This is a genomic window from Streptomyces sp. TRM68367 (genome assembly GCF_014495685.1).
In the GTDB taxonomy this organism is placed as follows: Bacteria; Actinomycetota; Actinomycetes; order Streptomycetales; family Streptomycetaceae; genus Streptomyces.
Window position 1 is genome coordinate 1 of sequence record NZ_JACTVI010000113.1, and the last position, 11,392, is coordinate 11,392.

At 70.6% G+C, this 11,392-nt stretch carries 11 protein-coding genes; 8 read left to right on the top strand and 3 right to left on the bottom strand.

Features of this window, described 5'->3' with window-relative positions:
• Positions 1-215: 215 nt before the first annotated feature.
• The 4 genes from H8R17_RS39070 (at position 216) to H8R17_RS39080 (ending at position 2,967) form a co-directional block, all read left to right on the top strand.
• On the top strand, positions 216-1,808 hold the full coding sequence (locus H8R17_RS39070) for an acyl-CoA carboxylase subunit beta (RefSeq protein ID WP_187827942.1): 1,593 nt from the start codon (positions 216-218) through the stop codon (positions 1,806-1,808).
• Positions 1,809-1,817: 9 nt separating this feature from the next.
• Positions 1,818-2,027 carry an acyl-CoA carboxylase epsilon subunit gene (locus H8R17_RS39075; RefSeq protein WP_187827943.1) on the top strand — a complete coding sequence of 70 codons (210 nt, stop codon included), beginning with the start codon at positions 1,818-1,820 and terminating at the stop codon, positions 2,025-2,027.
• A gap of 153 nt (positions 2,028-2,180) precedes the next feature.
• On the top strand, positions 2,181-2,309 hold the full coding sequence (mmpB, locus tag H8R17_RS47970; protein WP_262505862.1) for a morphogenic membrane protein MmpB: 129 nt from the start codon (positions 2,181-2,183) through the stop codon (positions 2,307-2,309).
• 37 nt (positions 2,310-2,346) lie between these two features.
• Positions 2,347-2,967, top strand: coding sequence for a nucleoside triphosphate pyrophosphatase (locus tag H8R17_RS39080; RefSeq protein WP_187827944.1), 621 nt, complete (start codon positions 2,347-2,349; stop codon positions 2,965-2,967).
• On the opposite strand, the gene H8R17_RS39085 is transcribed toward H8R17_RS39080, so the two are convergent.
• Positions 2,936-3,412 carry a hypothetical protein gene (locus tag H8R17_RS39085; protein ID WP_187827974.1) on the bottom strand — a complete coding sequence of 159 codons (477 nt, stop codon included), beginning with the start codon at positions 3,410-3,412 and terminating at the stop codon, positions 2,936-2,938. The two genes, H8R17_RS39080 and H8R17_RS39085, sit on opposite strands and share 32 nt — an antisense overlap.
• A 376-nt stretch (positions 3,413-3,788) precedes the next feature.
• Here H8R17_RS39085 and H8R17_RS39090 point away from each other — a divergent pair, with 376 nt between their 5' ends.
• Positions 3,789-5,564, top strand: a complete 1,776-nt coding sequence (locus tag H8R17_RS39090) for a biotin carboxylase N-terminal domain-containing protein (protein ID WP_187827945.1) — start codon at positions 3,789-3,791, stop codon at positions 5,562-5,564.
• 586 nt (positions 5,565-6,150) lie between these two features.
• On the opposite strand, the gene H8R17_RS39095 is transcribed toward H8R17_RS39090, so the two are convergent.
• Positions 6,151-7,098: a DeoR/GlpR family DNA-binding transcription regulator gene (locus tag H8R17_RS39095; RefSeq protein WP_223125988.1), complete on the bottom strand. Its 948-nt coding sequence runs from the start codon at positions 7,096-7,098 to the stop codon at positions 6,151-6,153.
• Positions 7,099-7,312: 214 nt separating this feature from the next.
• The gene (locus H8R17_RS39100) at positions 7,313-8,761 is read right to left on the bottom strand and encodes an NAD(P)H-quinone dehydrogenase (protein ID WP_187827947.1); all 1,449 of its coding nucleotides are present in this window, start codon (positions 8,759-8,761) and stop codon (positions 7,313-7,315) included.
• A gap of 97 nt (positions 8,762-8,858) precedes the next feature.
• Between H8R17_RS39100 and H8R17_RS39105 the strand changes: the two genes are divergently transcribed.
• From H8R17_RS39105 to H8R17_RS39115, 3 genes are all read left to right on the top strand, one after another.
• Positions 8,859-9,296, top strand: a complete 438-nt coding sequence (locus H8R17_RS39105) for a gamma-glutamylcyclotransferase (protein WP_187827948.1) — start codon at positions 8,859-8,861, stop codon at positions 9,294-9,296.
• A 52-nt stretch (positions 9,297-9,348) separates the two neighbouring features.
• Entirely contained in the window at positions 9,349-9,630 is a 282-nt protein-coding gene (locus H8R17_RS39110) for a type II toxin-antitoxin system RelE/ParE family toxin (protein WP_187827949.1), read from the top strand.
• Between the two features lie 106 nt (positions 9,631-9,736).
• Entirely contained in the window at positions 9,737-10,561 is an 825-nt protein-coding gene (locus H8R17_RS39115) for a purine-nucleoside phosphorylase (RefSeq protein WP_187827950.1), read from the top strand.
• The last annotated feature ends 831 nt before the right edge of the window (positions 10,562-11,392 follow it).

Here is an 11,392-nt window from a genome sequence, read left to right on the forward strand (position 1 = left end):
TCAGGTGGACTGGCAGTTCACCACCCACGATGCACGCATCAAACTGCGTCACCTTTATCCCAAATATTAGCCGCGACAGTCTACTAGATCTCGTCGGCGTTGCTGGGAAGACCGTGACGGTGTGGTAAACGCCGCACTGCCGACCGGTGGTCACCCCACTAGGCTACGGATGAGTAACCGTCCCCCCTTTTGAGCAGGCAGGGAGCCACATCCCGATGTCCGAGCCGGAAGAGCTGCAGCAGCCTGACATTCACACCACCGCGGGCAAGCTCGCGGACCTGAAGCGCCGCATCCAGGAAGCGACGCACGCCGGCTCGGCACGCGCCGTCGAGAAGCAGCACGCCAAGGGCAAGCTGACGGCCCGTGAGCGCATCGGCCTCCTGCTCGACGAGGGCTCCTTCGTCGAACTCGACGAGTTCGCCCGGCACCGCTCCACCAACTTCGGCCTCGACCAGAACCGCCCGTACGGGGACGGGGTCGTGACCGGGTACGGGACGGTCGACGGCAGACCCGTCGCCGTGTTCTCGCAGGACTTCACGGTCTTCGGCGGCGCCCTGGGCGAGGTCTACGGACAGAAGATCGTCAAGGTGATGGACTTCGCGCTGAAGACCGGCTGCCCGGTCATCGGCATCAACGACTCCGGCGGCGCCCGCATCCAGGAGGGCGTGGCCTCCCTCGGCGCCTACGGCGAGATCTTCCGCCGCAACACCCACGCCTCCGGCGTCATCCCCCAGATCAGCCTGGTCGTCGGCCCCTGCGCGGGCGGCGCGGTCTACTCCCCCGCCATCACCGACTTCACGATCATGGTCGACCAGACCTCGCACATGTTCATCACCGGCCCGGACGTCATCAAGACCGTCACCGGCGAGGACGTCGGCTTCGAGGAGCTGGGCGGTGCCCGCACCCACAACACCGCCTCCGGTGTGGCCCACCACATGGCCGGGGACGAGAAGGACGCCATCGAGTACGTCAAGCAGCTGCTGTCGTACCTGCCGTCCAACAACCTCTCCGAGCCCCCGGCGTTCCCCGAGGAGGCCGACCTCGCGGTCACCGACGAGGACCTGGAGCTGGACACGATCGTCCCGGACAGCGCGAACCAGCCGTACGACATGCACGCGGTGATCGAGCACGTCCTGGACGACGCCGAGTTCTTCGAGACCCAGCCGCTCTACGCGCCGAACATCATCACCGGCTTCGGCCGGGTCGAGGGCAGCCCGGTGGGCATCGTCGCCAACCAGCCGATGCAGTTCGCCGGCTGCCTCGACATCACGGCGAGCGAGAAGGCGGCACGCTTCGTGCGCACCTGCGACGCCTTCAACGTCCCGGTCATCACCTTCGTGGACGTCCCCGGCTTCCTGCCCGGCGTCGACCAGGAGCACGACGGCATCATCCGCCGCGGCGCCAAGCTGATCTACGCCTACGCCGAGGCCACCGTCCCGCTCATCACCGTCATCACCCGCAAGGCCTTCGGCGGGGCGTACGACGTCATGGGCTCCAAGCACCTGGGCGCCGACCTCAACCTCGCCTGGCCGACGGCCCAGATCGCCGTCATGGGCGCCCAGGGCGCGGTCAACATCCTGCACCGCCGCACGATCGCCGAGGCGCAGGACCCCGAGGCGGACCGCGCCCGCCTGATGCAGGAGTACGAGGACCACCTCCTCAACCCCTACACGGCGGCCGAGCGTGGCTACGTCGACGCCGTGATCATGCCGTCGGACACCCGCCGCCACATCGTGCGCGGCCTGCGTCAACTGCGCACCAAGCGGGCATCACTCCCGCCGAAGAAGCACGGCAACATCCCCCTCTAAGGAGCCGCTGTGACGATCAAGGTCGTACGGGGCAACCCGACCCCGGAGGAGCTGGCCGCCGCCCTGGCGGTGGTCAGGGCCCGCGCCGCGGCGGCAGCAACCGAGCCGCCCGGCGCACCGACCCCCCGCGACTCCTGGTCAGACCCGTCCCGCATCGCAGCCCACAGCCTGCCCCAGCCGGGCCCCACGGCATGGGCCCGCACATACTGGCCGGGGTGACTGTCCCAGCCCATTGGGCGCGGGGAACTTCGCGAGCAACCACCGACAACGGGCACTCGCCCGCTCACCGAACCATCAACGGCGAGAAGGCACCGGAAAACCTGAGTACGCGTACTCAGGCGCCCCGGCCCCAGCCCGGCGCACGCTGGTGGCATGCTGTGGTCCGACCCCGAGAACGAGCCGCCGGAGGAGCTGCGCGAAGCGCAGAACATGCTGCGGCGGCTCAGCATTCTCATGGCACTGGCCATGGTCCTCGCGATGATCGTGATCGGCGTGAGGTGACCCCCGCCCAGCGCGCCGGAGGCAATACGCTGATCGCATGACAGATCAGCCCCGCCGTCGACTCGTGCTCGCCTCCAAGTCCCCCGCCCGGCTCGGTCTGCTCCGCCAGGCCGGCCTCGCCCCCGAGGTGATCGTCAGTGGCGTCGACGAGGACGCCGTCACCGCCCCCACCCCGGCCGATCTGGCCCTCGCCCTCGCCGAGGCCAAAGCCTCCGTCGTGGCCGCGAAACCCGAGGTCAAGGGCGCGATCGTGATCGGCTGCGACTCCGTGCTCGACCTGGACGGCCAGGCCCTCGGCAAGCCCGCGGACGCGGAGGAGGCCACGGCCCGCTGGAAGTCCATGCGCGGACGCGCCGGCACGCTCCAGACCGGCCACTGCGTCTACGACACCGCCACCGGCCGGTACGCCTCGGCGACCGCGTCCACCGTCGTCCGCTTCGGCGACCCCACCGACGAGGAGATCGCCGCGTACGTCGCCTCCGGCGAACCCCTCTACGTCGCCGGGGCGTTCACGCTCGACGGCCGCTCGGCGCCGTTCATCGACGGCATCGACGGCGACCACGGCAACGTGATCGGCATCAGCCTGCCCCTCGTACGGCGGCTGCTGGCCGAACTCGGCGTCGGCATCACGGAGTTGTGGGCGCCGGCGGAGTCGTGACCCGGGAACCGCCGTCGCCGGCGCCGTCCTCGGGCGCGGCGTCGGCGGGCTCGGCCGGGCTGTCGTACGTCATGAGCAGCAGCACGATCAGGCCCAGCACCAGCATCATGAACAGGAACGCGCCCCAGCCCACCAGCCCCCAGGTGAAGGCGCCGAGCAGCCCGTGCACGACGGCCGCGCTGATCAGCAGGAGGCGGCCGAGGCCGGCCGCGGGCCGGTTCCGTACGGCGGCGAGCAGGGCGACCAGGCCGCACAGGGCGAAGTAGAGGCCGAAGACGATCCCACCGATCTTCGAGGACACCGACATCATGGCCGGGTCCAGGCCGGCCAGGGACATGTCCTGCCGGTCGACCACGACTCCCAGGAACCAGTTCAGCGCCGCGATGCCGAGCGCCTCGGCGAAGAGCACGACCGTCACGATCCACGCCACCGGCCTGCGCACCACCGGCCCACCCACTTTCGACAGCCGCCCGAGCGCGGCCCCTGTTACCCCTAGTACGTCCAAGAGGACATCGTGAACGCTACTAACGGGTAAACCGCGGGACAAGGGTTCGGCGGAGAGCAAAGAATCATTGGGCCATTCGTAGGGACTCCACAAAGAAACGGAGTGGCCCGCAGCACCTGATGACAGAGACCTTGACCACAGATGCGGGCTAGGGTTTTCCGGTGAAGACCTGCGTGCCAAGGCGCGACAAGGGATTTCGCAGGTCGAGCGAGCCTGAAATCACGCTCCGTGTGGGCAAGCTCACCACCGGGGACGGGTCGAAGTGCCGTGTCGGCAGTCCCTAAACTCGGCTTGTTTCAAGGAGGGAGCCTCAATCGTGCGCAAGGTGCTCATCGCCAACCGTGGCGAAATCGCTGTCCGCGTGGCCCGGGCCTGCCGGGACGCCGGGATCGCGAGCGTGGCCGTCTATGCGGACCCGGACCGGGACGCTCTGCATGTCCGCGCCGCGGATGAGGCGTTCGCCCTGGGCGGTGACACTCCGGCCACCAGCTACCTGGACATGGACAAGGTCCTGAAGGCCGCGCGCGAGTCGGGCGCGGAGGCGGTCCATCCCGGCTACGGCTTCCTCTCCGAGAACGCCGACTTCGCCCAGGCGGTCCTGGATGCCGGGCTGATCTGGATCGGCCCGCCGCCGCAGGCGATCCGCGACCTGGGTGACAAGGTCGCCGCCCGGCACATCGCGCAGCGGGCCGGTGCCCCGCTGGTGGCCGGCACGCCCGACCCGGTGAGCGGGGCCGAGGAAGTCGTGGCCTTCGCCGAGGAGCACGGTCTGCCGATCGCGATCAAGGCGGCGTTCGGCGGCGGTGGCCGTGGTCTGAAGGTGGCGCGCACACTGGAAGAGGTGCCCGAGCTCTACGACTCCGCCGTGCGTGAGGCGGTGGCCGCCTTCGGCCGCGGCGAGTGCTTCGTCGAGCGCTACCTCGACAAACCGCGGCACGTGGAGACCCAGTGCCTGGCGGATCAGCACGGCAACGTGGTCGTCGTCTCCACGCGTGACTGCTCCCTGCAGCGCCGGCACCAGAAGCTGGTGGAGGAGGCGCCCGCTCCGTTCCTGTCCGAGGAGCAGGTCGCCCAGCTGTACCGGGCCTCGAAGGCGATCCTGAAGGAGGCCGGGTACGTCGGTGCCGGCACGGTGGAGTTCCTGGTCGGGGTGGACGGCACGATCTCCTTCCTGGAGGTCAACACCCGCCTCCAGGTGGAGCATCCGGTGACCGAGGAGGTCGCCGGTATCGACCTGGTGCGGGAGATGTTCCGCATCGCCGACGGTGAGGAACTGGGCTACGACGACCCGGCGCTGCGCGGCCACTCCTTCGAGTTCCGCATCAACGGTGAGGACCCGGGCCGCAACTTCCTGCCGGCGCCGGGCACGGTCACCACGTTCGCCCCGCCGTCCGGCCCGGGTGTCCGCCTGGACGCGGGCGTGGAGTCGGGCAGCGTGATCGGCCCGGCGTGGGACTCGCTGCTGGCCAAGCTGATCGTGACCGGCCGCACCCGCAAGGAGGCCCTGGAGCGGGCCGCCCGTGCCCTGGGCGAGTTCCAGGTCGAGGGCATGGCCACCGCGATCCCGTTCCACCGCGCGGTGGTGAAGGACCCGGCCTTCGCGCCGGAGGTCCACGGTCAGGAGGGGCCGTTCTCGGTGCACACCCGCTGGATCGAGACCGAGTTCGTCAACGACATCACACCCTTCGCCGCTCCCGCCGACACGGCCGGGGCGGAGGAGGAGCCAGGCCGCGAGACGGTCGTCGTCGAGGTCGGCGGCAAGCGTCTGGAGGTCTCCCTCCCGTCCTCCCTGGGCATGTCCCTGGCCCGCACCGGTCTCGCGGCCGGCGCCAAGCCCAAGCGGCGCGCGGCTCGCAAGTCCGGCCCGGGCGCCTCCGGCGACACCCTCGCCTCCCCGATGCAGGGCACCATCGTCAAGGTCGCCGTCGAGGAGGGCCAGGAGGTCAAGGAAGGCGACCTGGTCGTCGTCCTGGAGGCCATGAAGATGGAACAGCCGCTCAACGCCCACAAGTCCGGCACCATCAAGGCCCTCACCGCCGAAATCGGCGCCTCCATCACCTCCGGCGCCGCGATCTGCGAAATCAAGGACTGACCCCACGCCCAACGCGACGCCCGGTGAACTGGCAGTCGCCGGGCGTTGTGCGGTGGGGGGTGCGGGTTTGTGTTGTATGCCTGCGGCGGCCTGTGCGGGTGGGGTGGGGGTGCGCGTAGCGCCTGCGGTGGGGTTGTGGGTCGGGGCCGCGCCGGGGGGTGTCCGTCCTCGGTCCGGCGATGTGGTGGGCTACGGGGGTAGTCGTGTGTTGACGCCGGCCGCTGCGGGCGGACACTCCCCGACCCGTCCCCTTCCCGCCGCCGGCGACTGCGGCCCGTCGTAGCTGCGTGCAGGCGTGCCTCCCCCAGTGCCTTAAGGGCCTGGGAGGATACCCCAGGGCGGCACGGGTGGGCGATGGGGGCCCCGCGCGAGCTCGTTCGAGCGTGGGGGAGGCGCCCCGCCAGCGCGGGTGAGCGACACCCACCCCCGGCCAGCCGCAACGCCGGGCGCCCGGCAAGTACGGCCCAGCCGACGCAGTCAACCCGCGCCACCCCGCCGGCGCCAGGCTGCGCGACCCGCCCCCGGCCGGCACCAACACCGGGCGTCCGGCAAAGAGGGATCACTTAACGCGCACCCTCGGCCAAAACTACCGGCGCCTCAGATCCGCAACCCGCCCCCGCTCCGCACCCGGCACCTGCTCACCCGGCACCGCGGCCGTCCGCAACCCCGCCCCGGCGGCCCCAGGAACCTGCCGACGCGGCCCCGGGAGCGACACATCCCGGCGCTGCTGACGCGCCGGGACCGCATCACCCGCCGAGGCACCCGAAGAGCCCCCGGGCGCACCGGCGACGGCGATCTGCACCCCCTGGTCGGCCAGCGCCTGAAGCTCCGTGGCCGCGCGATCGTCATGCGCGGGCGGCTCGTCCGTCACCAGCCGGGTGATGAGATCCGTCGGTACGGTCTGGAACATCGTGTCCGTACCGAGCTTGGTGTGATCGGCAAGGACCACGACCTCCGCCGCGGCCTGCACGAGGGCCCGGTCGACGGAGGCCGACAGCATGTTGGAGGTGGAGAGCCCGCGTTCGGCGGTCAGGCCGCTTCCGGAGAGAAACGCCCGGGACACCCGCAGCCCTTGCAGGGACTGCTCGGCTCCGCTGCCGACCAGGGCATAGTTCGACCCGCGCAACGTACCGCCGGTCATCACCACCTCCACCCGGTTGGCATGGGCCAGCGCCTGCGCCACCAGGAGGGAGTTGGTGACCACGGTCAGGCCGGGGATCCGCGCGAGCCGACGGGCCAGTTCCTGCGTGGTCGTACCCGCCCCGACAACGATCGCCTCCCCCTCCTGCACGAGATTCGCGGCGAGGTCGGCGATGGCCGTCTTCTCGGCGGTCGCGAGATGTGACTTCTGCGGAAAGCCGGACTCCCGCGTGAACCCGCCCGGCAGTACCGCGCCGCCGTGCCGGCGGTCGAGGAGTCCTTCTGCCTCCAGCGCGCGCACGTCCCGCCGCACGGTCACTTCGGAGGTCTGGACGACGCGGGCGAGCTCACGGAGCGACACGGCCCCGTTCGCCCGCACCATTTCGAGGATCAATTGACGACGTTCTGCAGCGAACACGAAACTGACAGTAACCCCAACGACCGTCTGCTTTCAGCAGTTTGCGCCGAATAACAGAAGTTGTTCGCACAGGGAGGCGGGAAGTGGTATAGGGGTCTACTCCGGTCGCCCATGCCGCCAGCATGGTCCACAACTCCCCGTGACCAGGGGACCGCGCCTCCCCTGACCAGCGGGGAAGCGCTGCCGCGCGTCAGCCTTCGCCGGTCGCCTTCCGCGTGTGCAGCTGCCGCGCCACCTCGGCGATCGAGCCCGACAGGGACGGGTACACGGTGAAGGCGTTCGCGATCTGTTCGACCGTCAGATTGTTGTCGACCGCGATCGAGATGGGGTGGATCAGTTCCGATGCGCGCGGCGCCACGACCACGCCGCCGACGACGATCCCGGTGCCCGGCCGGCAGAAGATCTTGACGAACCCGTCCCGGATGCCCTGCATCTTCGCGCGTGGGTTGCGCAGCAGCGGCAGCTTCACCACCCGCGCGTCGATCTTCCCGGCGTCCACGTCGGCCTGGCTGTAGCCGACGGTCGCGATCTCCGGGTCCGTGAAGACGTTCGACGAGACCGTCTTGAGGTTCAGGGGGGCCACCGCGTCGCCCAGGAAGTGGTACATGGCGATACGGCCCTGCATCGCCGCCACCGACGCGAGCGCGAACACCCCGGTCACGTCACCGGCGGCGTACACGCCCGGAGCCGTCGTACGCGACACCCTGTCGGTCCAGATGTGCCCGGACTCGCGCAGCTCGACCCCGGCCTCCTCCAGGCCCATGCCCTCGGAGTTCGGAATGGCACCGACGGCCATCAGGCAGTGCGACCCGGTGATGACCCGCCCGTCGGCGAGCGTGACCTCGACACGGTCCCCCACCCGCTTGGCGGAGGCGGCGCGCGAGCGCGCCATGACGTTCATGCCGCGCCGCCGGAACACCTCCTCCAGCACGGCCGCGGCGTCCGGGTCCTCACCCGGCAGCACGCGGTCCCGCGACGACACGAGCGTCACCTTCGAGCCGAGCGCCTGGTAGGCACCGGCGAACTCGGCACCGGTCACACCCGACCCGACCACGATCAGCTCCTCGGGGAGCTCGGTCAGGTCGTACACCTGGGTCCAGTTCAGGATCCGCTCGCCGTCGGGGCGGGCGTCGGGCAGCTCACGGGGATGCCCGCCGGTGGCGATGAGCACCGCGTCCGCGACGAGCGTCTCCTCACTCCCGTCGGCGGCCCGCACCACGACCTTGCGCGACCCGTCCAGCGCCTGCATGCCCTCCAGCCGCCCGCGGCCGCGCATGACCCGGGCGCCCGCGCGGGTGACGGAGGCCGTGATGTCGTGCGACTGGGCGAGCGCGAGCCGCTTCACACGCCGGTTGACCTTCCCGAGGTCGACCCCGACCACCCGGGCGGCCTGCTCCATGGGTGGCGTGTCGTCGGCGACGATGATCCCCAGTTCCTCGTACGACGAGTCGAAGGTGGTCATCACCTCGGCCGTGGCGATAAGGGTCTTCGACGGCACGCAGTCGGTCAGCACCGACGCACCGCCCAGGCCGTCGCAGTCGACGACGGTCACCTCCGCGCCGAGTTGCGCGGCCACCAGCGCCGCTTCGTATCCGCCGGGTCCGCCACCGATGATCACGATCCGAGTCACGTACTCCATTGTCCCGCACGCCCCGCGCTGCGCCCGCCCCGGGGGCCACTGCCGTAGCCCCTCTGTTACCGGAGGGACGCCCGTGGCGCTGCCGTACCCTCTCCCCATGGCGCTCCATGCCGCGTACGCCGGCAACCTCGACGCGCGGCTGATGTCCCGCCGCGCCCCGCACTCGCCGCTGCGTGCCACGGGCTGGCTGAACGGGTGGCGGCTGACGTTCGGCGGCGAGCACATGGGCTGGGACGGCGCACTGGTGACGCTCGTCGAGGACCCGCTCTCCCAGGTCTTCGTCGCGCTGTACGACATCGCCCCCATGGACGAGGAGTCCCTGGACCGCTGGGCGGGCGTGAGCCTGGGCATCTACCGCCGCCTGCGGGTGCGCGTCCATACCCTGGACGGCGAGGAACCGGCCTGGGCGTACGTCCTGGACACCTACGAGGGCGGGCTGCCTTCGGCGCGCTACCTCGGGGAGATCGCCGACGCGGCGGAATCAGCGGGGGCACCACACGATTACGTGATGGAACTGCGGAAGAGGCCTTGCTGAGGGCGCCCGCCTCTAGACTTGTCCGGGATCGACGCACGAACTGGAGAGGCCGATGACCGGCAGGACTGCGTACCAGGTCCATTACACCGAGCAGGCGGCGGTGGCTCGGGACCGGCTGGACGAGCAGCAGCGCGCCGCGTTCGACAAGGGCATCATGATGCTCGCCCAGGACCCGTTCCCCGACCTGTCCCGGCCCATAAGCTCCACCGGGGACGACCGGACCATCCGGCTGACGCAGAACATCCTCATCGAATACACAGTCAGCGTGGGCCGACTACTGATCTTCATCGTCGAGGTCTTCAACGACAAGGACATCTTCGTCACCGGCGAATGACTGCGCCGGGCGTCACTCCTCTCGTCGGAAACGACAAGACAACGATCGCCATCCTGCGAGCTCTGCCATCTACGCGCGTAGGCCCTGACCGGCTACCCTCGTCGGCGTGAACGCATCTCTTCTTCCGGACGACATCCAGGGCGACCCCTACGCCGCCGCCGACGCCGCCGCGGCCCGCCTGCGCGAACTCACGGGATCCGAGACCCACGACGTCGCCCTCGTGATGGGCTCCGGCTGGGCACCGGCCGTGGCCGCCCTCGGCGACCCCGAGGCCGAGTTCCGGGTCACCGAGCTACCCGGCTTCCCGCCTCCGGCGGTCGAGGGCCACGGCGGCAAGCTCCGCACGTACAAGGTCGGCGACAAGCGTGCCATGGTCTTTCTCGGCCGCACGCACTTCTACGAGGGCCGGGGCGTGGCCGCCGTCGCGCACGGTGTGCGCACCGCGGTCGCCGCGGGCTGCAAGACGGTGGTCCTCACCAACGGCTGCGGCGGCCTGCGCGAGGGCATGCGTCCAGGCCAGCCGGTACTGATCAGCGACCACATCAATCTCACGGCGGCGTCGCCCATCGTCGGTGCGAACTTCGTCGACCTCACCGACCTGTACTCCCCCCGCCTGCGCGCCCTGTGCAAGGAGATCGACCCCACGCTGGAGGAGGGCGTCTACGCGCAGTTCCCCGGCCCGCACTACGAGACGCCGGCCGAGATCCGCATGGCCCGGGTCATCGGTGCGGACCTTGTGGGCATGTCGACGGTTCTGGAAGCGATCGCGGCACGCGAGGCCGGCGCCGAGGTCCTGGGCATCTCCCTGGTGACCAACCTCGCCGCCGGCATGACCGGAGAGCCCCTCAACCACGAGGAGGTCCTCCAGGCCGGCCGCGACTCGGCCACCCGCATGGGCGCGCTGCTTACGCAGGTCTTGGGACGGCTGTAGGGCTGCGCGAGGGTGACTGCGTCGGCTGGGCCGCGTTGCCGGTTGCCCGGCGTTGCGGCTGGCCGGGGGTGGTTGTCGCTCGCCCGCGCTGACGGGGTGCCTGCCCCACGCTCGAACGAGCTCGCGCGGGGGCACCCCCATCGCCCACCCGTGCAGCCCTGGGGTCCTCCCAGGCCCTTAAGGGGTCCTTGCACTGGGGGAGGCAGGACTGCCCGCAGCTACGACGGCACGTGTGCCCGCGGCTTGCGAGCACCCTGCGCGCTTTCGGCGGCTGCGGCACCGCGTGCGCCTGGCTCGCGGCTTCGTCGGGCGGGCGTGGGTGTTGGTGGAGGGGTGCGCCACCAGAGCCCGCTTCGGGCTGAGCGGCCTTGTCCTCCGTCCTCGGTACTCCCCAAACTCCCCCAAGCTCTTCGAGCAAGGGGGTACCCCCACTGGCATCCCCGCGGGTTGGTGTGCCCCCTCCGGGTAGGTGGGCCCAGGTGACATGCCATCGACGCGGAGAAGCGCTGGCCCGAGCAGGCACCCACACAGCTCGGCCGGCGCGGGGAGGTCGACGTCGCCCTCGAAGGCTGGACGGGCTGAGAATGGTTGCCGGGCAGGGCGAGCCACGCGTACCCCCACCGGCCCGCGGCCGCCGGCGGCGGGAAGGGGACGTGTCGGGGGGTGTCCGCCCGCAGCGGCCGGCGTCAACGAACGACCACCCCCGTGGCCGACCACATCGCCGGACCGAGGACGGACACCCCCGGGCGCGGCCCCGACCCACAACCCCACCGCAGGCGCTACGCGCACCCCCACCCCACCCGCACAGGCCGCCGCAGGCATACAACACAA